This window comes from Pseudoalteromonas sp. NZS37 (genome assembly GCF_015864265.1).
Lineage (GTDB): Bacteria > Pseudomonadota > Gammaproteobacteria > Enterobacterales > Alteromonadaceae > Pseudoalteromonas > Pseudoalteromonas arctica.
This window is the reverse complement of sequence record NZ_JADYXL010000001.1, coordinates 550,907-576,008: the sequence shown is the minus strand read 5'-3', so window position 1 is coordinate 576,008 and position 25,102 is coordinate 550,907. Positions and strand designations below refer to the sequence as shown.

The following is a 25,102-nucleotide window of genomic DNA, read 5'->3' as shown; positions in this document are numbered from 1 at the left end:
TAATGAATACCCAGCCGAACAACAGCGCTAGTAATGCTAGTAGCGCTAATAATAAAAGCACAAATAACACGCAACCAACGCAAGAAATTGATTTAATGGCGCTACTAGGCGCATTGCTCGACCGCAAATATTTTATAGTAGCCGTAACTACGCTGTTTATGTTTGTGGGTGTTATTTATGCAGTATTAAGTACCCCTGTTTACCAAGCAACAGCCATGATACAAGTTGAAGACGGCGGTGCATCAGTTCCTGGTTTTGACGATATGGCAGGCATGTTCGAAAGTACATCAGCGGCAGTAACCGAAATAGAGCTACTAAAATCGCGCAGTATAATAGGCGAGGCCGTAGATGCTTTAAAGCTTGATGTTATAGCAGAGCCTAAGCTATTCCCGTTTATAGGTAGCCGCGCTTACCGTAAATTTACCCCAATGGAAAATGGCGATTTAGCAGAGCCAAGTTTTGGCGCAAGCAGCTATGCATGGGGCGGTGAGAGTATAAGTGTATTTAGGTTTGATGTACCAGGCACTGCAGTTAATCAAGCATTTACATTAGTAGCACAAGCTAGCAACAGCCTTGCACTTTTAAATGAAGACGGTGAGCAAATATTGTCGGGTAAAGTGGGTGCTGAGCTCACAAACGGTAAATTTAATTTAACTATTCGTACTTTAAATGCACGCCCTGGTACAGAGTTTACAATTACTCGTAAAGATCGCCTTAATACTATTTTAGACCTTCAAACTGCTATTGGTGCAAGTGAAAAAGGTAAAGACTCAGGCATAATAAATTTAAGTTTAGAAAGCACTAAACCAAGCTATGCTGAAAAAGTGCTTGATAAGGTAGCGGCTATTTATGTACGCCGCAATGTTGAGCGCAACAGCGCTGAGGCACAAAAGTCGCTGGAGTTTTTAGAAGTACAATTACCTGAAATTAAAAAACAGCTTGAATATGCAGAGCAACGCTTTAACGACTATCAAATTAAACGCCAATCAATAAACATAACGCTAGAAACCCAAGGCGTGCTTGAGCAAGTTGTAAAGCTTGAAACTAAGTTACAAGAGCTAAACCTAAAGCGCTTAGACCTTGGTCGTAAGTTTAAAAAAAATCACCCAACATACCAAGGTATACTTGAGCAAATAGAAGCGGTTGAAAGCCAAAAACAAGAGCTTGTTGGTGAGGTAGGTAATCTACCTGAAACTCAACAAGCATTATTACGTTTAAAACGTGATGTTGAGGTAAGCAATCAAATTTACACATTACTGCTTAGTAAAACACAGGAGCTTGATATAGTGCGTGCAGGCACAGTAGGTAATGTACGCATTATTGACTACGCTGAGGTAAACACCAGTAAGCCAGTTAAACCTAAAAAAGCATTAATAGTGATAATGGCAACATTGCTAGGTGGGATATTAGCTCTGATTGTAGTCTTAGCCCAAAAAGTAATGCACAGAGGGGTTGAAGACCCAGCAGAAATTGAAGCACTAGGCCTACCTGTATACGCAAGTGTACCGCACTCAGATTATCAAGATAAACTAAGTGGCTTTGCCGAGCGAGCCCGTAAAAACAAAACGAATAAGCCTAAAAGTATATTAGCGCTCGACAACCCAGCCGACCTAGCTATAGAGGCATTACGCAGCTTACGTACTAGCTTACACTTTGCGATGATGGAAGCTAAAAACAACATTATTGCTATATCGGGCCCAAGCCCAAGCGTGGGTAAATCGTTTATATCGGTTAACTTAGCAAGTGTGCTTGCGCAAAGCGGTAAAAAAGTACTTATTATTGATGCCGATATGCGTAAAGGCTACTTACAAACACAGTTTGGTTTAAAGTGGGACGATGGCTTAAGCGATTACCTATCGGGTCGTTTAAACCTAGAGCAAGTTACTAAACCAACTAAAGTTGAAGGTTTAAGCGTTATTACGCGCGGGCAAATACCACCAAACCCGTCTGAATTATTAATGCACTCAAACTTTAGTAAGCTAGTTGAGGAAGTAAGCACAGCTTACGACATAATCATTATTGATACCCCCCCAATACTTGCAGTAACCGACCCCGCAATAGTCAGCGCGCATTCGGGCACTACTTTACTTGTAGCACGTTTTGGGCAAAATCACTTACGTGAAATAGAGTTAACCCGTAATCGTTTTGAACAAAATGGTATTGACGTAAAAGGTGTGGTATTTAACGGTGTTGTTAAAAAAGCAAGCAATGCCTACGGGTACTATGGTTATTATAATTACGAGTATAAATCTGACGGGAAATAAAGTTACTTAAATACTGGCACTATAAGGGTATCTAATCTTAGTCATTTTTGAATGAAATTATAAATATAGATAAATTTAGTGGTATAACTAATACATAGAGAAATTTGATTTCTATGTGATTTTTAGTGGAAATAGAGAGAAAAATGAAAAACTTATTCGTTAAGGTATTTAAAAAGGTTAGTAATATAATTAAGTGGAAATTAAAGTCTACTGAGATAAAGTCTAGGTTCAATATCAAAGGGGCACGTATTATATATGCAATAACACCAACGCCAGAATTAAGCAATTTAGGTGACCAAGCTCAAGTAGTTTCAATTTATAGGTGGCTAAAACGTAATTACCCTAATCATTCAATTATTGAAGTAAATAAAGATGAAGTTATAAACTGTGTTTCTTACTTTAAAAAGAAAGTTTATAAATCGGATTTAATAGTTCTACATAGTGGTGGTAATTTAGGTGACAGAGGTTTATGGTCTGAAACATCACGAAGGAAAATGATTATTAATTTTCCAAATAATCAAATATTAAGCCTCCCTCAGACGATAAATTTCCGAAATACTGAAAAAGGTCAAAAAGAACTCAATATTTCTAAGGGAATTTATAACAAACATAAAAATTTGACGATTGTAGCTCGTGATAACGAGAGTTTCAAATTGGCAAATAAGTATTTTCATAACTGCTCAACAAATCAAGCTCCTGATTTCGTTTTATCTTATGACATAAGCCATTTAGACCTAGAAAATACGGCGAAAAATGGAAAAGTGTTATTTTGTTTAAGAGAGGACGATGAGTCAGCAATATCAAAAGAACAAAGGGCTTTATTACTTAAAAATAGCAGCCTAAATTATGATCTATTTGATACCACGATCCCAGAAAATATAAACAACGAGCAACGAAAAGAGAAACTTGATGAAGTTTTAAAAATGTTTTCCCAATATGAATATATAGTCACGGACAGGTTTCATGGTTTGATATTTTCTATCTTATGTAAAAAACCAACTGTTGTTTTAAAAACGGTAGATCATAAGTTAACATCTGCATTTGATTGGTTCGAAAAAGTAAAGTTTGTAACTTTTGCTGATTCTGTAGATAAAGTTAATGATGCGGTCGAGTTGGTATTAAAAGAAACCGATTTTAGTGTCCCTAACTGGAATGATAAATACTTTGATCCACTTACTAAACATTTTAAGTGAAAAAGTCACATGATTATAAACTTATATTTAAAAAAGGGAGAGGGTTTATGAATCCGGTCAAAAAAATCCTAAAAAAATTATTAATTAAAGCTGGTATAATAAAAAAGCTGCCTACAGATAAACCTTATACTTACTCATCTTTTTATCCATATATGCCTCTTAGTAATTTAAGTGATGATGAGTTGCTATCTTTAATGCGTCATGAAGCTCACAGGATTGAGAAGTCTACTTACAATAATATTTTTAAAGCTAAGTACTCTATGTATTTAGAGAAAGCCAAAAGATTAGATTGTATTTTTCTCATATTTGAGAAAAGAAATAGATTTACAACAGAAAATACTGTTTTATGGGCGAAAAAAATTCGTATTTCATTTGAGGATTTATACGAGGGTTTTATTTCTCCGAATAGCTCTGATGCAAGAGAATATAACTTTACACATCTAGATTCTTTTTCAAAGCAAATTAGCACTCGCCGTAGCGTGCGAGTTTGGAGTAAAGAACAATTACAAAGAACTGAGTGGTTAGAGATTGCTCACACTATGATTGATAGTGCTCGGTGGGCGCCTTGTTCAGGAAATCGACAGCCGTGGAAATTTAAAATACTTATTGATAATGAGGATAAGCTATTATTGGATAAGCTTAAAGAAGAGCATTGCACTAGCGCTCCTCTACTTATTTTCGTGGGTATGGACAGAAGAGTCTATGGCTCTTTGTCAAATAAGGACTATGAGACAGCACTTTTTGTAGATGCAGGTGCAGCGATAATGACAATGATTACTGGTGCTCATGAGTCTGGTCTAGGGACATGTTGGAATCATTTTGGACGTGACTTGATAGAATCAAGGAAAGTTAATCAGGAGGCATATGACAGGTTTTGTAAAAAGTTAAATATTGAAGATTACATAGAACCTGTTGCTATATTAGCCGTAGGTCTTCCCAAATATATCCCACCTACTCCTGCAAGAATGGATATAAAAGATCTCCTCATCTAAATTAAATATTTGTGTATAAGTTTCATGTATACAGCTCTTTTTGAGAATTTATGATTAAAAACACTATAAAATGGCAAGCCTTATCGAGCGTGGTTGTTTTTGCTTTATCGTTAGTACAACTCGTAATCCTAACAAGGTTCTTAACGCTTTCAGATTTTGGTTTAGTTGCTATTGTGATGGTAGTTATTAATATCTCTCAAGTGTTAGCTGATCTTGGAATGGCAAATTACTTGGTTTATAGACAAAAGATTACTGTAGAATTGAATTCTACAGTATTTTGGATTTGTCTATTATCAGGGGGAGGGCTATTAATGTTATTGATATTACTATCCCCTTTAGTTGCAAGTTTATATGATAAGCCTGAAATAACGAACTTAATACTTATATCTGCTTTATCTTTCATACCTATATCGCTTTCAGCGCAGATGCAAGCAAGGTACGTTTGTGATTTCAGACTGAATGAATTGGCTAAATTTGATATTGTTTCAAAATCTATAGGTACGGTAGTTGCAGTGTTGTCTGCGTATTCTGACTTCGGCGCAGCTTCGATTATTCTCGGTGGACTAGCTACAAGTGTTATCAGGTGCTCAACTATTTGGTTATATGCAGATAAATGTTGGTTGCCTAAACTTTTATTTTCTTATAAAGATGCTAAATCTGCTTGGAATTATGGTGTTTATCAAATTGGTACTCAATTAATCAATCAATTAAGAGCGAATCTAGATACATTACTACTAGGTTTCTTTATTGGAAGTGCTCATTTAGGCGCTTATAGCTTAGCTAAGCAGCTAGTGCAAAAACCATCTGCATTTATTTTACCAATTGTTCAAAAAATTAGTTTGCCATTACTAGCAGCTTCCCAATCAAATATGGAAAAAATGAGATTACTTGTGGAAAAGGCGCATACTTATGTTGTTGCACTAATAATTCCACCTTATATTTTATTGTGTTTTCTAGCCGAGGAAGTTGTACTCACCATGTATGGAAAAGATAAAGCTGAAACTTCATTATTTATAATACCATTAGCATTATTTTGGATGTTTCGTTCTTTAGGTGGTGCTTTAGTTGGTTCTATGTCACAAGGTTTAGGAAAAACGAAAATTGATTTTTATTGGAACCTTTCTGTTTTGGGATTATATTCACTACTTTGCATTGTCCTTGCGCCTCATGGAGCCTTTACACTGGCTTGGGGGCTTGCATTACTACAGCTTTTATTAATAAATGTAATTTATTTAGTGTTTTTTAAGAAACTTATAGAGTTTAAATATTCTGCTTATATTTATCCTATTTTAGTTTTTTCTGGGTTATCATTTCTATCTATCCTATTAGGGGTGGGTATTGTATATAATGTTTCATTTTATTTTAATGATTATATATACATTATATCTGTCTCTATATTTTCTATATTATTCTATTATCTAGCTTGTTATAAGTTACAAAATAATATTATTTCACTTCCAAATCCGTATTTCTTTATAAATAAAATAAATTTTTGTAATAAATAGAGGTGTTAATGCGTATAGCCGTTTTTTCAAACAGTTTTCCAGTTCTTTCTGAAACTTTTATTATTAATCAAATTGTTGGTTTAATTAAGTTAGGTGCTAAAGTTGATATTATTAGTAATGAAACTGTATCTCCTAAAGTAATGCATTCAACGGTATTAGAATATTCTTTATTAGATAAATTAAGATGTATTGGTATTGGCTCAAAAAAAAATAAAAGTCATAAATTTTTCATTTCATTGCTAAATTCTATAACTTTAGTTTTTACAGGTCGACTTAAACTCTTAATTAATGTTTTTTTTGATAAGTACCTTACAGTCACACAGAAATTGAACCTTATTTCTGCATTGAAGTTACTCAAAAATGAAAAGTTGATATATGACAATGTAATTTGTCATTTTGGTGTTAATGGTTATTACCTGTGTAAGATGCGTGAGTTAGGGATTTTAGAAGGCCGTATATCTACCGTTTTCCATGGCTATGAAGTTAGTGATTATAATGTTATTAATAAGTATCTCCCACAGTATAAGCAATTATTCATTAGAGGCGATCTAATGTTACCAATCAGCGAATTATGGAAAGGGCTATTAATAAACTGGGGATGTGATGAAAAAAAAATATTAGTACATCGCATGGGAATTGATGTTAATGATTTTGAATTTAGGAATCCAGCGACTCCCTTTTCTCATGCACTAAAAGTTATTCAAGTTGGGCGGCTTACGGATAAAAAATCTATTCTAGACTCGATAAACGCTGTTGTACTTGCTTCCAAAAGAATAGACATTGAATTTATAATTATCGGAGATGGCGAGCTTTATCTGCAGGCAAAACGGTTAATTGCATCATTAGAAGCCAGTAGTTATATTCGCCTCCTCGGGCAGCAACCACAAAGTGTTGTAAAGCAGTATCTCAATGATGCGGATGTGTTTCTATTACCCAGCGTAAAAGCTGCGAGTGGTGATATGGAAGGAATTCCGGTTGCTCTTATGGAAGCTATGGCGAAAGGTTTAATTGCCCTTTCAACGTATCATTCTGGAATACCAGAGTTGATTAAACATTCGGTTACAGGTTTTTTAGTAAACGAACACGACATTAATGGATTAGTAAATTGCTTGCTTAATATTCAGAGCTTGTCAAAAGAAGATATTATAGATATTCGTACTCGAGCTAGAGAAATTTGTTTGACAAAGTACAATAACAATACTTTAAATTCTGACTTGTTAAATATAGCTCATTTATGATTTTTTGCGTTGGTTTATAAAGTAATTACTTTCTTTGCGCTTTTATTAAATGTGACGGTTGTGTAAAGTAATTTTATTTTTATAATTGAATTCTAAGTGAAACATGTAAGGAGGGTTATGAATTCGCTATATAAAAAAAATATTCACTTATTTTTCCTTAATAAAATAATTTTAATTTTAATTGTTTTTGTTTTTTTGTTTTTTTGTTTTGAATTAGTTAATTATGACAAAGCGAAAAATCCAGATATACATAATTATATTTCAAATTATGAAAGGGCTAGTTGGACTTATGATATTGGGTTTGAATATTTTCAATCTTTTTTAAGAGACTTTGTTAACTTAGATTTCGATGGGTTTTGGATTGTAACACTTGTTTTATTAACTTCATTATTTCTTTTTAATGTTAGAAACCTGCCTCAGTTAACGGTTTTTATTATAAATTATACCTTTTTGTCTGTAGCTATAGGGACGCAAGTTCGTTACTTTCTAAGTGTTTTTTTGTTTATATCTTGTTTTCGATATTTGGAAGGACGCCTTAAAAACACTGGGTTGATATTCTCATGCTTAGTTCATTACGGGTCATTTGTCTTGTTAGGCTTAGTCATAATAAATAGCACTTTGCAGAGATATATCGTTCCATTTGTTAAATACAGGTTGGTTTTCTATGTGGTAATTGTTGTTAGTTATTTTACTATATCGCCTCTAGTTGAGTTCTTATTGCCATATACGCGATTTGACTATTACTTAAATTCAAAATATATGGAGAGTAAATCACTTTTTTCCTTTTTGTATGCGGTAATTTCAATGTTTTTCTTAATGGAATTGATAATTAAAGCTAATGTTAATAAAAGCTTTTTTTCGAAAAAAGAGTTGGATCTGGTTTTATATTCACTACTATTAATTTCTTGTGTGATAGCTTTTTCTTCAATAGCTGTTTTGTCTGGTAGGATATTGCTAGTTTATATTGTATTTGAAGTTTTCCTAGCTGACGTGATATATAAATCTAATAAAGTATATTATTTTATTTTTTTAATATTAATATTCGCAAAAGCGATTCCTGTTTTTATATCTATGATCTAAGTTAACCAAAAATGAGTTGGATAAGAAAAAATGAATAAAATAAAAAGAATTATATTTGAAGAATTATGGTCTATTTATCAGTGTTTTTTTCTGTTTATTCCCGGTCGTGTTGGACATTACATCCGAGGGTATTGTTTGAAGATTTTTTTTAAAAAAGCTGGTCGAAAAATCACAATAAAAGAAAATGTTGAAATTTATCACCCTGAAAAATTGATTATTGGTAATAATTCAGGATTTGGTCGGAATAACATCATTGATTGTATTGGAGGGGTCGAAATAGGAAATCATGTGCGGTTAGGTCCGGCCGTTATGATAGCCAGTATGCATCATGCGCGTGCTGGTGAATCTATAGCATCGTCCACGATAACTACTGAAAAAGTGGTCATTGGGGATGATGTTTGGATCGGTCACTCCGTGACTATCCTTCCTGGTATAACTATTGGAAGTAACTGCATAGTTGCAGCAGGTGCTGTAGTAACTAAAAACATACCTGACCATTCAACAGTAGCTGGTATACCAGCAAGAATAATTTCGGAAAGCAATTAAAATGCCAGATTTAGTCAGTGTTATAGTACCATTTTTTTCTAAATGCTATTTTGACTTAGATATTCCTATAAAAAGTGTTCTGGAACAAAGTTATAAAGATATTGAGATTATAATCATCGATGATAGATCTCCAGTTTCAGCTGTAAAGTGTATCAATAGATATAAAAATGATGAGAGAGTAAAGATCTTAAAGAATACTTCTAATTTAGGTGGAGGGATTTCACGAAATGTAGGTATCAAAGAGTCCAAGGGGAAATATATTGCATTTTTAGATCATGATGATAAATGGTATCCAGACAAAATAATGAAACAACTAATGTTTTTTAAAAGCTTGAATGTTGAAAACCAAGATGAAAATGTTGTTGTGTATAGTAAATGTAGAGTTATTGATGATGAAATTGATTATATAGTTCCAAAAAGAGGCATTTTAAAAAATGAAAAAGTCTCTGACTATATTTTCCACTCATTAGGCCTAATTCAAACCAGTGGTATATTCTTAGAGAAGTCATTAGCTTTAAAAGCTCCATTTCATGACTTGAAGCGTCACCAAGACTATCAGTTATGCTTTTCACTTGAAGAGATTGGTTCTCATTTTTATATATTAGATGAACCACTATATGATTTCATACAAATACCTAAAAAAAATGACTATGTTTTTTCACAAAAATGGTTTGAATTATACGAACGTTATTTTACTAAGAGATCTAAGGTTGGATTCAAAAAAATAATAATGTTGCGTTCTTTTATTGCTCATCAAGATTATATTAAAGGCTTTAAATACGCAGTAAATAATAAGGTGTTTTATGCTTATCTAAAATATAACGCTTCTTTTTTAATAAAAAAATATTTACCGAAGAGAATTATTCATTTTTTGCAAACCACAATTAGAAAGCGACGTTAAATGAAAGTATTAGCATGCACTATGGAACCATTCTATCTTGATAAAGATAATGCCTATTCGCACAAATCATCACTAGCATTTATACAAGGGATGTTCGGGAAAGATAACGTCAGTGTTGTAGCCCAACAAACCTATAATATGATTGGAGCTAGTAGTGCTAGCGCTATATGTGCGGTCGATAAGATAGAAATTCTACCAAGTTATAGTAGTACTAAAGAATTTATATTTAAGTGTGTTCGTAGTCCTCTTTTTTATAAAAATTGGAAAAAGTCATCTAATTTGATCTTAGATAAGCATATAGGAAAGCCTGTTTGGGTAAGAAATCCTACTATTGGAAGTGTGCTGTTTTCACTATTAGCTTTAGAACGCGGTTTTAAAGTATATAACCATATGTGCGCAAATATTTTAGACGGGTGGAAAAATGATAAATATAATTTTTTTGAAAAAGCTTTTGGCTTTTTTATTTCACTAATGTTGAAGAAAATGCTTGTTAAAATATCAGAAAACTCAAATACAATTAACCTTTGCACAGGTAATGTTTTGTATGACTTTTGTAAGGCTTACAACTCTAATACTTATCAATTTGTAGATTCAACAATTAAACCTCGTTCTCCTTCATTTATCTCTATTAATGATACGGATACTCAACTTAACTTGCTATTTATAGGCCGAGTTCAGCAAGATAAAGGTATACACAACTTATGTTACGTTATTAATAAGCTGAAAAAAGATGGGAAGAATATTCATCTTGATATTATAGGATCAGGCTCTGCTTTAATAAGCCTTAGGGAGAAATACATAAAATCTGATTGTATAAACTTCTTAGGTCAAATAAAAAATAATAAACTTGAATCGTATATCCATAGCTGTCATGCAATTGTAGTTCCTTCTGAAAATGATTATGAAGGGTTTCCACGAGTTATAATGGAGTCTTGGGCAATAGGTAAGCCTGTTATTGTTGCTGATGCTGGAGGTGTAAAGGCTTTTGTGAAGCATGAGATTAATGGCCTATTATTTCCATCTGGGAATAATAGAGCCCTTGAATCCGAAGTTAATAAGTTGTTCGACTTTCAGTTTTACAATGAACTTTGTAAATCAACTCGAAAAATGAGAAGCATCTCTTCTCAAGAATATTGGGTTTTTGAAACCCAAAAGTCACTGGGGATAAATCAGTTATGAACAAGGGGACTGTGGCTGTAGCAATGTCAGTATATTGTGCAGATAACCCAAAGTTTGTTAAAGAGGCTATTGAAAGTATATTGAATCAGTCATATACCTCTTTTACACTTTATATAGCCGTAGATGGGCAAGTAGGAAAACACCTTAGTTCATGTTTACGTGATTACGAAAGTAATCATAAAATTGAGCTACTTTACTTCCCAGAGAATAACGGTCTAGCTCAAAGACTAAATGATATTATTAAAATCGCATCAGAGAATCGTTTCAAATATTTGGCTCGGATGGATGCTGACGATGTATCTTATACAAAGCGTTTAGAAACTCAAGTTGAGTATTTGGAGAAGAATCCACAAGTAGATGTCCTAGGCTCTGGTTTGAATGAAATTAATGAAGATGGTAGTTTTTTATTCAAAAAATTAGCTGTGCAAGAGCATAAAATACTTGTTAAAAATATTATAAAAAAATGTCCTTTTAATCATCCTACAGTTGTTTTTAAGATGAGTATATTTAGCAAAGAAGGTTTTCGTTACAAATCTGAGTTAAAAAACACACAAGACTACTATCTATGGGTTGACCTACTTGCAGCAGGTAAAGTATTTTCTAATATTGAAAAACCACTTTTGGATTTTAGGATCGATGATAATTTTTATAAAAGGAGAGGGCTTAATAAAGCCATAAATGACTTTAAATCTAGGTTATATGCAATGAAGCATTTGAATAATCGAAGTTTAACTAATTTAGTTCATGTTCTAGTGTTATTTTCTCTAAGAGTTTCTCCTCCCGTTATTAAAAAATTTGCTTACAAATATTTAAGATGAAATTCTATTAGTCTTTATTTTAAACATGAAAGTGATTTGCATTGTTAAATTGAACTAAGGAACTATATGATTTTAGATTTGCTTTTTACATTTTTTATTGCTTTTGCTGTGTTGTTTTTAATGCGAAAAGCTGCACGTAAAATTGGTTTGGTTGATAAACCGTCAGGCCGTAAAATACATACTGGCAATATTCCTTTGGTCGGGGGAGTCGCTATATGCATCACTATTGTACAATATATTTATTCGCATCCTAACATGATTAACCATGCTTATTTATATATATGTTGTATTTTAGGATTGACTGTTGTTGGGGCATTAGATGACAGGTATGATTTAAGTGTGAAAATACGTATGCTAGTGCAAACTCTTATATCTATAGCAATGATTTACTTTGCTAAAGCAGAGTTAGTTACTCTAGGTAATATATTAGGTTTTGGTGATATTAGTTTAGGTTATGGCTATGTTGGCGGAATGATTACTGTTTTCGCGGTTATTGGTTGTATAAATGCCTTTAATATGGTTGACGGTATTGATGGTCTTTTAGGTGGCCTTTCGGTAGTTACATTTGGTGCTATTGGTATTTTACTAAGTATGGGTAACGAGCAAAGCTTAAGTTATTTATGCCTATTACTAGTCGTGTGTATGATCCCTTATATAGTTATGAACCTTGGCCTAATAGGTCGTGAGCGAAAAGTATTTATGGGCGATGCAGGAAGTATGATGATTGGTTTTACTGTTATTTGGCTATTAATTGGCGCAAGCCAAACTCCAGGGAACCCTATGATACGCCCAGTAACTGCATTGTGGCTAATTGCACTACCATTAATGGATATGACAGCAATAATGATACGTCGTATTAAACAGGGTAAATCACCATTTAAACCCGATCGCGAACATTTACACCATATTTGCCAACGTTTAGGCTGCTCGCCTACACAAACTCTTATTTTAATATGCTCAATTGCGTCAATATTTGCTGGTGTAGGTATAATTGGTGAGGTTTTTGTAATACCAGAATTTTTAATGTTTTACAGCTTTATAGCTATTTTTGCAGCTTATTTAGTTGTACTAATTAACTACTGTAGAATTATAAACTTTTTTAGACGCAAGTTAGATCTACCAGAAAAACAATATTCTGCGAGTAAGTAAATTACTCGAGCGCGAAGTAAATTCGCACCGACAGGGTGGCATATGTTGTAGGTGAGGCTTTATACCTCGCTTTGGTAGAGTTAAATTACATGAGCGCGAAATAAATTCGCACCTGCTGGGTGAATATATTGTAGGTGAGGTTTTACACCTCGCTTTTGTAAAGGTAAATTACTTAAGTGCGCAGTAAATTCAAATCTACAAAGAACGTGTTCATCAGAATAGTCATCCACTTTTATTTTACTATTAAGTAAAAAACCTTAGGTGATTTACTCACAAATAAATTAAAGGTTAATGTACTTTCAAAGCGCAGCTTAGGTAAATTTCTGAGATCGTCGAGTAATATCATACGATGTTACATTTTAGCTTAAGCCTTTTAGCTAGAGCCTAATTTATAACTCTGATAGAATCATTTTATTACTTATTAACTAATCTTAAAGGATTAATATGAAAATTGCCGTAGTAGGTACAGGCTATGTAGGCCTTTCTAATGCTATGTTGCTAGCACAACACAATGAAGTGGTTGCATTAGATATAGACGAACAAAAAATCGCACTTTTAAATAATAAAAAGTCACCAATAGTTGATACTGAGATTAGTGAGTTTTTAACTCGTAGTGATTTAAATTTTACAGCAACTACCGACAAAGTAGCAGCCTATAAAAACGCTGATTTTGTAATTATTGCTACACCCACTGATTATGACGTAGAAAATAACTATTTTAATACAAACTCAGTAGAGGCTGTAATTAAAGATGCGATAGCACATAACCCAAATGCAGTTATGGTTATTAAATCGACTATACCCGTTGGTTTTACGCAAAGTATTAAAGAAAAACTTGGTATTAATAACTTAATATTTTCGCCAGAGTTTTTACGTGAAGGTAAAGCGCTACACGATAACCTATACCCATCACGTATTGTCGTTGGTGAGCAAAGTGAGCGCGCAACTGTGTTTGCTAGCTTACTTAAGCAAGGTGCTATAAAAGAAGATATTGAAGTACTTTTTACCGATTCAACAGAAGCCGAAGCTATTAAGTTGTTCTCTAACACTTATTTAGCAATGCGTGTCGCTTATTTTAATGAACTTGATAGCTACGCTGAAGCACATGGCTTGAACAGTAAGCAAATTATACAGGGTGTTAGCTTAGACCCTCGCATAGGTAGCCATTACAATAATCCATCGTTTGGTTACGGTGGTTACTGCTTACCAAAAGATACAAAGCAGCTACGTGCAAACTATGCAAATGTACCAAACAACATTATTGGTGCAATTGTTGATGCTAATACTACGCGTAAGGACTTTATTGCAGACTCAATAATTAAACGCAGCCCTAAAGTAGTTGGTGTGTATCGTTTAGTAATGAAAACAGGGTCTGATAACTTTAGAGCCTCTGCCATCCAAGGCATTATGAAGCGTATTAAAGCTAAAGGTATTGAGGTTGTAGTTTACGAACCAGTACTTGAAGAAAATGAGTTTTATCACTCACGTGTAATTAAAGACTTAAACGAGTTTAAGCAAATATCTGACGTTGTTGTGTCTAACCGCATGGTTGATGAATTGAGTGATATTGCTGACAAAGTTTATACTCGCGATTTGTTTGGTAGTGATTAATAAACAAAGTTTAAAGGTTAAAGGTTAAAGGCTAAAGGCTAAAGGCTAAAGGCTAAAGTATAAGTCAAAAACTAAGGTAAATTTATATTAGGGGGCGTTGTGCAATTTGAGAACTTAAATGTATGGCAACGCTCTGCCGATTTAGCTTGTGAAGTTTTTATTTATTTTAAGGCAAGTAAGCAATTTGGTTTAAAAGATCAAATTACACGCTCTGCATTATCAATTTCATCAAATATTGCTGAGGGTTATGAGAGAAAGACAGCTAAAGATTACTGCCGTTTTCTCTCTTACTCTAAAGGTAGTTGTGGTGAGCTTCGCTCACAAATATATATTGCCTTAAAAATTGGAGAGGTTGATACAAAAACAGCAGAAATCTGGATAGAAGAGTCTAGGCAGTTATCAAAAATGATATCTGCCTTAATGAAAACTATTGAAACTTGGGATTAGGCTTTTAGTTTTCAACTTTCAACTTTCAACTTTCAACTTTCAACTTTCAACTTTCAACTTTCAACTTTCAACTTTCAACTTTCAACTTTCAACTTTCAACTTTCAACTTTCAACTTTCAACTTTCAACTTTATCAGCTTAAAGATTAGGAAATTATGAAATATTTAGTAACGGGTGCTGCTGGTTTTATTGGCGCGGCAACATGCCAAAAATTATTAGCGGCGGGCCATTTAGTAGTCGGTATTGATAACCTTAATGACTATTATGATGTAAATTTAAAGCTAGCACGTTTAGCGCAGTTTGAAAGCCATGAAGCATTTACATTTATTAAGCTTGATATAAGTGAACGCCCAGCAATGAGCGAGCTATTTAAAGCACAGCAGTTTGATAAAGTAATACATTTGGCAGCGCAAGCCGGTGTTAGGTACTCAATAGAGAACCCTGATGCTTATGCAGACTCTAATTTAGTAGGGCATTTAAATGTGCTTGAAGGATGTCGTAATACTAAAGTTAAGCACTTGGTTTATGCTTCATCTAGCTCTGTATATGGCTTAAACGAAAAAACCCCGTTTGAAACAACCGACAGTGTTGATCACCCTGTGTCGTTTTACGCTGCAACTAAAAAAGCGAATGAGCTAATGGCGCATAGCTATTCTCATTTATATAGTTTACCTACAACAGGTTTACGCTTTTTTACCGTTTATGGCCCGTGGGGTCGCCCAGATATGGCACCGTATATTTTTACTAAAAAAATACTTGCCGGCGACACTATTGATATAAACAACAATGGCGATATGTGGCGTGACTTTACTTACATAGATGACATTGTAGAGGGCGTTGTTCGTGCTGCTGATGTTATACCTGCTGCAAACTCTGACTGGAGAGTTGAAACCGGTTCGCCAGCTTCTAGCTCTGCGCCGTATGCGGTTTATAATATTGGTCACGGTAGCCCAATAAACCTAATGAAGTTTATTGAAGCCATTGAGGCTGAATTAGGCACTGAAGCTAAAAAGAACTTCCGTGAAATGCAAGCCGGCGATGTTTATAAAACTTATGCTGATACTACAGATTTATTTAATGCGACGGGCTATAAAGCGCAGGTTGGTGTTAAGCAAGGCGTAAGTGAGCTTATTAAGTGGTATAAAGACTTTTATAAATAAAAGTTACAATTAGTGAGTCATTTAAAAACACTGTTTTCTATTTGAGGCAGTGTTTTTTAATGTGCTTAGATTGGTTAATCTAAACACATTAAACCATTGGTGAGCTAAATTTTACTGAAAGTTACTTTTTATTTACCATCCACCTATTTTAAACCTATTAACTTTAAAAATTATTAATTTACAGATAAAGGACTACCCATGAAAGCTGTTATTCCTGTTGCGGGCCTTGGCACTCGTATGTTGCCAATGACCAAAGCTATTCCTAAAGAAATGCTGCCAATTGTAGACAAGCCACTTATTCAATATATTGTTAGTGAATGTGTTGCTGCTGGCATTAAAGATATTGTTTTAGTAACGCATAGTTCTAAAAATGCAATTGAAAATCACTTTGATACAAGTTACGAGCTAGAAGCCACACTTGAAAAACGAGTAAAACGTGCGCTGCTTGATGAAGTCCGATCAATTTGCCCGCCAGACGTAACAGTTATGAGTGTACGCCAAGGTGAGGCGAAAGGTTTAGGCCATGCAATCTTATGTGCCAAACCTATTGTAGGTAATAACGATTTTGTAGTGTTACTTCCAGATGTAATACTTGATGCATATACAGCAGATCAAAAAACCGAAAACTTAGCTGCGATGATTAGGCGCTTTAGCGAAACACAAGCAAGCCAGATTATGCTTGAGCCTGTAGCTCAGGAGGATGTAAGTAAATACGGTATTGCCGATATTAACGGTGTGCAACTTGCCCCAGGTATGAGTGCAGCAATTAAAACAATGGTTGAAAAACCGGCTGTAGATATTGCTCCTTCAAACCTTGCTGTTGTTGGTCGCTATGTACTTAGTAAAAATATTTGGCCATTACTTGCTAAAACGCCTGTAGGCGCTGGTGACGAAATTCAATTAACCGATGCTATTGATGCGTTAATGACACAAGAAACGGTTGAAGCATTCCATATGAGCGGCGCTTCGCACGATTGTGGCGATAAGTTAGGTTATTTAAAAGCAATTGTTGAATACTCAATGCGCGATGAAAAGCTAGGTAAAGATTTTGCTCAGTATATAAATACCTTTGTTAATGGTAAAAATTAATAACATAGTTAATTTATATCCCCTAGGTGAGGTTTTATACGTCGCTTTTGGTAAAGTTAAGTTAGATGAGCGCGAAGTAAATTCGCACCTACAGGAAGCATATGTTGTAGGTGAGGTTTTATACCTCGCTTTGGTAAAGTTAAGTTAGATGAGCGCGAAGTAAATTCGCATCTACAGGGGGCATATATTGTAGGTGAGGTTTTATACCTCGCTTTTGGTAAAGTTAAATCGCATGTGCGCGAAGTAAATTCGCATCTACAGGGTACGTATATTGTAGGTGAGGTTTTATACCTCGCTTTTGGTAAAGTTAGGTTAGATGAGCGCGAAGTAAATTCGCACCTACAGGGTGGCATATGTTGTAGGTGAGGTTTTATACCTCGCTTTTGTAACGTTAGGTTACATGAGCGCGAAGTAAATTCGCACCTACAGGGTACATATATCGTAGGTGAGGTTTTATACCTCGCTTTGGTAGAGTTAAATTACATGAACGCGAAGTAAATTCGCACCTACGGGGTGTTAAAAATTAGCAAATACACCTAACCTAGCAAATGTTTCCCCGTATACATCCTTTCCTTGATATAGCTCAGCTCCCCAACTTTTAGCACCCATTATTGGTTTACTCAACTTGCGTGTGTACGCTGTTTGCAGTTCGTAACTTGTTTTATAGCCTTCGTTTTTATTTTTAAGCATACGAATAGTGGTATTTAAGTTTTCTATTTTACTTAATTGCCAATGCCAGTTTACGCTCATAGATTTAGCTGGAGTGTAGTCGATGTAGTCGTGTTCATCACCCGCCCAGTGGCCAATTACATTACCTGAATTACGGTTGCCATCTAGGTATATACCATTGGCATACCAAAGTTTTTGCCAATTACTGTGTTCAAACCGTAAGCTGTGGTTGTTAGCAATAAACGGTAAGTAAACACCAAAGCTATATGCATTATTGCGAGAGCCACCTAATGTATCTTCAAGTGCAACTTCACCATAAAACTCGAACGGTAGCGCATAAATACTATTGTTATAGGCAAAAGTAATTGAGCCTAATTGATCGCCAAGCTCAAAATTCTCTCCAAACTCATCAGCATCTTCTCTTCCTACGTTATCTTTACTTCCAGGGCTAAAAAAACCTTCTGTAAAATCTTTAATTGTAACGCTTCGCGGACCGCCACCAAACTGCATTAAGCGGCTTAAGCCTATTGTTAAATTATCGGTTGCTGCAAAACTAGTATGTAAGCCAAATAAATATGGCTTACCTGGTTCATAAACTCTTGCCACACCTGTTTGCTTACCTTCTTTTAAAATTCCGCTTTGCTCTGTCATTTTACTAATAAACATATCGTAACGAATATTAAAGCTGGTTATTGGCTCTACATTACTAAGCGTTATAGAAGGCGTTGTTTTAGCTTGTGTGCTTAATAGCATGGCACTGTCGTTAAAAGGTGAGTACCAATGCTCTCGGTAGCCTACATCTAGCTGCGCGTATTTATTACCAAGGTAAAAAAAGCTTTGTGTAGGTAATATTTCGTCTTCGTTGGCTATGCCTGCAACACTTACACCAAAGTAACGCCCGAAGTTAGCGTAAGCGCCGCCTTCAACAATTAAGTTGGTTTTAGTGGTTTGGCCGCGTTGGTTTGGCAATGTTTTATCTTTTGTGCCAGCAGCAAGCGTTACTTTTGCAAATGTACCCGCATCGCTTTGAATATAAGGGCTAAGTTGGTACGAAAGTGTTTGATATAGTTCTGGGTAAGTATGCCTTACTGTTTGCAGTACTCTATAAATATCGTGCGCTTTATAAGGCTTGCTCATAATATGTGTGTTTTTACTTACGGCTAAAAGTCGTTGTACTTGGTGCTCAAGTTCTGGGGCTTGATTTAAAGGTAAATAAGGTGATACGCCACCTTTAGCAACAGCATTTGCACTGACTGCCATCCCGATAAACAGTGATATTTTTTTGAGCATAATTATTCCGTTAGCAAAAATTTGTTTAAGTAAAAACGTTAACGCGAGGTTAGCAATAAACGACTAAGTAAGGAAGAAAAAAGCGATATATTAGTCGGGATATATAGAAGCAAGCTATCATTCGCAGGGGATAGACTAGCCGTTAAATTGAGCGCATTTTTGCATGTAGTGTTTTGCTATAAAGCAAGTGGTGAACGCATTTAATAACTTATACCGACAAAAAATAGATTTATAAGTTATTTATTCACAAAGAGGTTAAGAGGGCGCTGCGCTTTAGAGAAGTAAAAATACATAATTACTATTGTTTTAATGTCTTCTCATTTACTCCTCTTTTGCTTCTCTTTGTGCGATAAGGTTTTAAGTAATTTATTCACAAAGAGGCTAAGAGGGCGCTGCGCTTTAGAGAAGTAAAAATACATAATTACTATTGTTTTAATGTTTTCTCATTTACTCCTCATTTGCTTCTCTTTGTGCAATAAGGTTTTAAGTGATTTATTCACAAAGAGGTTAAGAGGGCGCTGCGCTTTAGAGAAGTAAAAATACATAATTACTATGTTTTATGTTTTCTCATTTACTCCTCTTTTGCTTCTCTTTGTGCAATAAGGTTTTAAGTAATTTATTCACAAAAAGGTCAAGAGGGCGCTACGCTTTAGTGAAGGCAAAAGTAGGTAGTCTATTAAGTATAAATATTAAAAGCTGTGTTTTTTACGTGAGCAAGCTAGGTGCTTACCGGTAAAGTTTTACATCTCGATTTTAAAGTCCTGATAAATAAAAACCCCGATGGTACATAGTACCACCGGGGTTTTTTAATCGTTTTAGTAAAGCTAAACTTTAAATTCGTCTACCGACAAGCGTAGTTCTTCGGCAAGTTTTGCTACTTCTGAACTTGAAATGTTGGTTTGGTTTGCGCCTTCGGCTGTTTGCTCTGCGATGGCTACAATCGACTCAAGGCGTTCGCTAATCTCTTGTGCTACTTGTTGTTGCTCGAGTGCGGCAGTCGAAATCTCTTCACTTACATCGTGAGCTTGCGAAACCGCAAATGTAATTGAATCAAGAGCGCTACTTGCTAGGTCTGTTTGCTCAACACACGATACCGCACGTTGCTTACCTTTACTCATTGCTGTTACGGCAGCTTCTGCGCCTGTTTGAAGAGACTCAATCATTGATTGTATCTCTTGGGTCGACTCTTGAGTTTTACTCGCTAGAGAGCGTACTTCGTCTGCTACAACAGCAAAGCCACGGCCATATTCACCAGCACGTGCAGCTTCAATTGCGGCATTTAGTGCAAGTAGGTTAGTTTGATCCGCTATTCCGCGTATTACATCTAAAATGCTGCCTATTGATGCGCTATCTTGATGTAGTTTATTAATGACTTGAGAGGCGTCGTCTACTTCACGTGCTAATTGCTCAATCGTGGCTTTATTGTTATTCGAAATACCTTTAACGCGCTCAGCTTCTTTATCAGCATTTTTAATTTCGCTAAGTGCTTGTTGAGCGCTGTTGCTAACCGTTTGCGATGTACTGCTCATTTCGGTTGTTGCCGTTGCGGCTTGCTCAACTTGTGCTTGTTGGTTACGAATTGCTTGGCTTGATTCTGCGGTAATGGCAGATGTTTGTTCTGATGCTGCTGCTAGCTGAGTAGAGCGCGAAATAATGCCTTTAATTAGGCTGCGTAAGTTATCAATTAGGGTGTTACAACTTTTAGATAGTTCGCCAAATTCGTCTTTAGCGCTGTCGTCTAAGCGTTGTGTCATGTCGCCACTGGCAACAATATCTAAAATTCGGTTAACTTCAGCAAGTGGTTTAGTAATGCGGCTAACAGTAATAATAGCAATCGCTACAGCTAAAAGGGTGGCTATAATCATACCAACCCACGTCCATAAGTTTGCTGAGTCTACGTCGCTGCGTACGCCTTGCTGTAATTTAAAGGCAACGTCACTTGCTTGATTAACTAACTCATCAATTTGGTTAAGTGCCATTTTGGTGGCTTGCTCTGACTGTGCAAGCTCTGACTCTGTTAGCGTAATAGAGTCAATTAATCGTTTTTTGTTTGCAGCTAAACCACTACTACCTTTTATATTGTTTTCTAAAGTATCAACATTTTCTTTTAAGCTTGAGTATAAATCGCTGTGAGTTTGCTCAATAGCCGGTTTAATTAAGGCAATGGTACGCGTTACTTCTTCTAGGTAATAGGTTTGCTCGTTTTTAACAATATCGAGTGTATTAAGCGTTTTAACAGTTAGCATATCAGTGCTGTTACTTACCACTGACATAAAGTTATTTTCTAAATTGTTTGCAGCTTGATAAGCACGAGGGTGGTTTTGCTCAAAGCCATCAATGTCGGTAATATCGAGTACAACAGAGTTAGCATCTTCTGCACTTAGTTCTATATTTTCTAATTGTGCTTTTAATGTTTTGTTTAATGCTAGCTGTTTGCTTTTATCTTCTAATAAGCTTTCAACTGTGCTTAAAAAGCTTAAGTAGGTTTTTTCTACATTTTGGCTACTTTGATTAAGCGTTGCATCATTTTTAACTACGTCTTGAAGTTCGCGATGAAGGGTATTGAATAACTGCTTTTGCTCAAAAACTTGCTTTTTAATGGGGGCTAGTTCATTTGCAGAAGTAGTGTAAAAACTCGCCTGAGCGGCTTTACTCATTAAAATAAATTCGGCTTGTAGTTCTGAGCTTTTATTTAATGCTGGGAGTGATAGTTGGTTCACTTTTTGAGTGGAGCGGTCAATATTTGCAATTTTTATTAAGGAGTTACCACCAATTATTAATAATAATAGTGTGATAAATATAAAACCACCCCAAATACGTTGGCTTACTGTCAGGTTCATAAGATTTCCACTCAAAAGTACTTCAATTAAGACTTATCGGCGTTTGTACCAATAAGTTAAGTAATTAAAATCAATTACTTTAACTAATTTTAACTATTAATTGATAAATCTAACAGATGTATTGTTTTTTTTCAGTTTATTTAGACGAAAGATGGGATTTTTCGATAATTACTTTTTTAGTACTTAGCTCCATTAGGGTCATGGTGTTACCCCATACACAGCCTGTATCTAAGGCGTGAACCCTTGGATTATCTGTTCTACCTTCAAGCGCGGCCCAGTGGCCAAAAATAATATCGTGTTTAGTTTTAGCTATATTAGGATGGTTAAACCAAGGGGTTAGTGTTTGACTATCGGTTATTGCACCCTTTGCATTAAGCTCGAGTTTGTTATCATTTGTTAAAAATCGCATGCGGGTAAAATAGTTAACTATGTATCTAAATTTTTCAAAGTCATCAAGGGTGCTTGACCACTCAATAGGGTGAGGCTGATACATGTGTTCAAAAAATGCTTTAGCGTTATTTGATTGATAACAGCTTTGTGCAAATTGTGCTTGTTTTAGCGCATAGTCAATAGACCAATCGGGGTTTAATCCGGCATGAGATATAAAGCAGTTATGTTTTATAAGCTCTAAAGCCAATGGTTGGGTTTGTAAAAAAGCGATGTAATGCGCTAATTTTGGGCTTTCAAATATTGGGTTTAGTTTATCTTTTGGATTGGTAGGTTTGTTAAGAAAGTAGCAGGCAACCATGTGAAGGTCGTGATTGCCTAAAGTGATGGTCATGCTATTTTGATGTTGGTAAATGTAGTCTAAGCAGGCTAGGGAGTCTGGCCCGCGGGCAACTATGTCGCCAACTAAATAAAGGTGATCTTTGCTTGGGTTAAAATCAACACGTTGCAAAAGGGTGTTAAATTCACTAAAACACCCTTGTAAATCACCTATCGCATAATCTGCCATTTAAGTGCTTAATGCAAAATGTTAGGACAAGCCAAACGAAACACATTAATAGGCGCCTGAAACTCAGAGCCAAATTCGTTGCGTAATGTGTAATGGCCTTGCATAGTGCCTACAGGTGTATCTAAAATTGCACCGCTGGTGTATTTATAGCTTTCGCCTGGGCCAATGTCTGGCATTTCGCCAACAACGCCTTCACCTTCTACTACTACTTCTTTGCCATTTGCATCGGTAATTAACCAATAGCGGCTCAGTAATTTTGCACTACATAAACTATGGTTTTTAATCGTTACTGAGTAAGCAAATACGTATTTTTCAAGCTCAGGTTGAGATTGGCCTTCTACGTAAAATGTTTCTACAGACACCTTTACAGGCGATCCAATATTACTGCTTGTTGTCATAAATCCAGTTAGCTATATCAATAAATTGTTGTAAAGATAAGCGCTCAGCACGCAGCGTTATATCAATGCCAATGCTAGTAAGCTCTTCTGCAGTTAGTAAATTACCTAAACTGTTACGCAGTGTTTTACGGCGTTGATTAAAGGCTTCTAAACACACAGTGTTTAATATTTTAACGCTTTTTGCTGTACGTTGCTCTGGCTTTTTAGGTATTAAACGTATAACAGCAGAGTCAACTTTTGGCGCTGGTTTAAAGCACTCAGGTGGTACTTCAACAACCGGCATTGCATTACAGTAGTATTGAGTCATTACGCTTAAGCGGCCAAATGTTTTACTACCTGGGCCTGCTACCATGCGTTTTACTACTTCTTTTTGAAGCATAAAGTGCATGTGCTCAATATGATCTGAAAATTCAAAAAGATGAAACAATAACGGTGTCGAAATGTTGTAAGGTAAGTTACCAAACACTTTTAATTTTTTGTCATCGCGAACCAAGCTTGCAAAGTCAAACGTCATTGCATCGCCTTGGTTAACGGTTAATTTAGGACCCAAAAATGGGTGTTCAATTAATCGTTGCGCTAAATCTTTATCTAATTCAACAACCGTTAAATGGCCGCTTAATTCGGCTACTGGCTCAGTGATTGCGCCAAGGCCGGGGCCAATTTCTACTAGGTTGTCTTCTGGTTTAGGATCGATCGCAGAGACTATTTTATCGATAATAGATTCATCAAATAAAAAGTTTTGCCCAAAACGCTTACGAGCGCGGTGTCCTAAATGTACTTTATCGGTCATTGATTTTGTGCTTTTTCTTGGGCGAGCTTAATTGCTTCGCGGATCGCTAATTCAAAACTGCCAACGTCAGCTGTACCAGTCCCTGCTAAATCGAGTGCAGTACCGTGGTCAACTGATGTGCGGATAAATGGTAAGCCAAGGGTAATATTTACCGATTTACCAAATCCCTTGTATTTTAGCACAGGTAATCCCTGATCGTGATACATAGCAAGCACTGCATCTGCTTCAGATAGGTATTTATCTTGAAATAAGGTATCGGCCGGTAGTGGGCCAATTAAATTCATACCTTCGCTTCTAAGTATCTCAAGCGTTGGTGTGATTGTTTCTATTTCTTCACGACCTAAATGGCCATCTTCACCTGCATGCGGGTTTAAGCCACACACTAAAATACGTGGTTTTTCTATACCAAACTTAGTTTGTAAGTCGTGATTTAAAATACCCGCTACTTTAGTTAAACGCTCAGGTGTAATGGCACGCGATACATACGCTAGTGGAATATGCGTGGTTACAAGTGCAACGCGTAAGCCCTCTGTTGCAAGCATCATAACTACATCAGCAGTATTTGACTGCTGCGCAAAATACTCAGTGTGCCCACTAAACGAAATACCTGCTTTGTTAATTATGCCTTTGTGAACCGGGCCTGTAACAACTGCATCGAAGGTGCCATCCATGTTTTTTTCGCTTGCTATACGCAAGGTATCTAACACGTATTGTCCGTTACCGTCGTTTAGTACGCCAAGTTCTACATCAACCCCTAAATCAACCTGATGAATATACAAGCTGCCAGCAGGTGCTGCGATGGCGGAGGCATTATCATCAAATTCAATTAAGTTTATTGTTAAGCCTAAATGTTTTGCGCGCTCTTTTAATAGTTTGCCATCGGCAATCGCTATAAGTTGAACATCCCACGCTTGCTGAGCAAGTGTGAGTAGCAAATCTGGGCCAATACCGGCGGGTTCACCCGGTGTAATAGCAATTCTTAAGGTCAT

Annotated in this window: 21 protein-coding genes; 15 read left to right on the top strand and 6 right to left on the bottom strand. The window is 35.7% G+C overall.

The genetic code is table 11. The features are described 5' to 3' along the window. The first annotated feature begins 2 nt into the window (after positions 1-2). The 15 genes from I6F47_RS02640 to galU all read left to right on the top strand — a co-directional run bounded on the left by I6F47_RS02640 (position 3) and on the right by galU (position 17,171). Complete coding sequence (locus I6F47_RS02640; protein WP_197183273.1) at positions 3-2,264, top strand: polysaccharide biosynthesis tyrosine autokinase; 2,262 nt, start codon at positions 3-5, stop codon at positions 2,262-2,264. Between the two features lie 143 nt (positions 2,265-2,407). After that, positions 2,408-3,457 carry a polysaccharide pyruvyl transferase family protein gene (locus I6F47_RS02635; protein ID WP_197183272.1) on the top strand — a complete coding sequence of 350 codons (1,050 nt, stop codon included), beginning with the start codon at positions 2,408-2,410 and terminating at the stop codon, positions 3,455-3,457. A 47-nt stretch (positions 3,458-3,504) separates the two neighbouring features. Continuing rightward, positions 3,505-4,449, top strand: a complete 945-nt coding sequence (locus I6F47_RS02630; protein WP_197183271.1) for a nitroreductase family protein — start codon at positions 3,505-3,507, stop codon at positions 4,447-4,449. Positions 4,450-4,499: 50 nt separating this feature from the next. Next, positions 4,500-5,954, top strand: a complete 1,455-nt coding sequence (locus I6F47_RS02625) for an oligosaccharide flippase family protein (protein WP_197183270.1) — start codon at positions 4,500-4,502, stop codon at positions 5,952-5,954. A gap of 8 nt (positions 5,955-5,962) precedes the next feature. Beyond that, a complete protein-coding gene (locus tag I6F47_RS02620; protein ID WP_197183269.1) occupies positions 5,963-7,192 on the top strand; it encodes a glycosyltransferase in 1,230 nt (409 codons plus the stop codon). Between the two features lie 117 nt (positions 7,193-7,309). Beyond that, on the top strand, positions 7,310-8,272 hold the full coding sequence (locus tag I6F47_RS02615) for an EpsG family protein (protein ID WP_197183268.1): 963 nt from the start codon (positions 7,310-7,312) through the stop codon (positions 8,270-8,272). Between the two features lie 30 nt (positions 8,273-8,302). Continuing rightward, positions 8,303-8,818, top strand: coding sequence for an acyltransferase (locus tag I6F47_RS02610; protein ID WP_197183267.1), 516 nt, complete (start codon positions 8,303-8,305; stop codon positions 8,816-8,818). A gap of 1 nt (position 8,819) precedes the next feature. Further along, positions 8,820-9,719, top strand: coding sequence for a glycosyltransferase family 2 protein (locus tag I6F47_RS02605; protein WP_197183266.1), 900 nt, complete (start codon positions 8,820-8,822; stop codon positions 9,717-9,719). Further along, complete coding sequence (locus I6F47_RS02600) at positions 9,720-10,898, top strand: glycosyltransferase family 4 protein (protein ID WP_197183265.1); 1,179 nt, start codon at positions 9,720-9,722, stop codon at positions 10,896-10,898. Then, positions 10,895-11,716: a glycosyltransferase gene (locus I6F47_RS02595; RefSeq protein WP_197183264.1), complete on the top strand. Its 822-nt coding sequence runs from the start codon at positions 10,895-10,897 to the stop codon at positions 11,714-11,716. The genes I6F47_RS02600 and I6F47_RS02595 overlap by 4 nt, the downstream gene beginning before the upstream one ends. 66 nt (positions 11,717-11,782) lie before the next feature. Continuing rightward, a complete protein-coding gene (gene wecA, locus I6F47_RS02590; protein WP_197183263.1) occupies positions 11,783-12,865 on the top strand; it encodes a UDP-N-acetylglucosamine--undecaprenyl-phosphate N-acetylglucosaminephosphotransferase in 1,083 nt (360 codons plus the stop codon). Between the two features lie 444 nt (positions 12,866-13,309). Beyond that, positions 13,310-14,476: a nucleotide sugar dehydrogenase gene (locus I6F47_RS02585; RefSeq protein WP_197183262.1), complete on the top strand. Its 1,167-nt coding sequence runs from the start codon at positions 13,310-13,312 to the stop codon at positions 14,474-14,476. A 99-nt stretch (positions 14,477-14,575) separates the two neighbouring features. Next, the gene (locus I6F47_RS02580) at positions 14,576-14,923 is read left to right on the top strand and encodes a four helix bundle protein (protein WP_024600307.1); all 348 of its coding nucleotides are present in this window, start codon (positions 14,576-14,578) and stop codon (positions 14,921-14,923) included. Positions 14,924-15,077: 154 nt separating this feature from the next. Next, positions 15,078-16,082 carry an NAD-dependent epimerase gene (locus I6F47_RS02575; protein ID WP_197183261.1) on the top strand — a complete coding sequence of 335 codons (1,005 nt, stop codon included), beginning with the start codon at positions 15,078-15,080 and terminating at the stop codon, positions 16,080-16,082. 198 nt (positions 16,083-16,280) lie between these two features. Beyond that, entirely contained in the window at positions 16,281-17,171 is an 891-nt protein-coding gene (gene galU, locus I6F47_RS02570) for a UTP--glucose-1-phosphate uridylyltransferase GalU (protein ID WP_197183260.1), read from the top strand. 516 nt (positions 17,172-17,687) lie between these two features. Here galU and I6F47_RS02565 read toward each other — a convergent pair. From I6F47_RS02565 to pdxA, 6 genes are all read right to left on the bottom strand, one after another. Next, positions 17,688-19,130: a capsule assembly Wzi family protein gene (locus tag I6F47_RS02565; RefSeq protein ID WP_197183259.1), complete on the bottom strand. Its 1,443-nt coding sequence runs from the start codon at positions 19,128-19,130 to the stop codon at positions 17,688-17,690. Positions 19,131-19,954: 824 nt separating this feature from the next. Next, on the bottom strand, positions 19,955-21,970 hold the full coding sequence (locus I6F47_RS02560) for a methyl-accepting chemotaxis protein (RefSeq protein ID WP_197183258.1): 2,016 nt from the start codon (positions 21,968-21,970) through the stop codon (positions 19,955-19,957). Between the two features lie 136 nt (positions 21,971-22,106). Continuing rightward, positions 22,107-22,925 (bottom strand): symmetrical bis(5'-nucleosyl)-tetraphosphatase, encoded by an 819-nt coding sequence (locus tag I6F47_RS02555; protein ID WP_197183257.1) that lies wholly within the window; start codon positions 22,923-22,925, stop codon positions 22,107-22,109. A gap of 8 nt (positions 22,926-22,933) precedes the next feature. Further along, entirely contained in the window at positions 22,934-23,323 is a 390-nt protein-coding gene (gene apaG, locus I6F47_RS02550) for a Co2+/Mg2+ efflux protein ApaG (RefSeq protein ID WP_007585091.1), read from the bottom strand. Then, positions 23,307-24,113: a 16S rRNA (adenine(1518)-N(6)/adenine(1519)-N(6))-dimethyltransferase RsmA gene (rsmA, locus tag I6F47_RS02545; RefSeq protein WP_007585090.1), complete on the bottom strand. Its 807-nt coding sequence runs from the start codon at positions 24,111-24,113 to the stop codon at positions 23,307-23,309. The genes apaG and rsmA overlap by 17 nt, the downstream gene beginning before the upstream one ends. Continuing rightward, entirely contained in the window at positions 24,110-25,102 is a 993-nt protein-coding gene (gene pdxA / locus I6F47_RS02540) for a 4-hydroxythreonine-4-phosphate dehydrogenase PdxA (RefSeq protein ID WP_197183256.1), read from the bottom strand. Before pdxA ends, rsmA begins: the two co-directional genes overlap by 4 nt.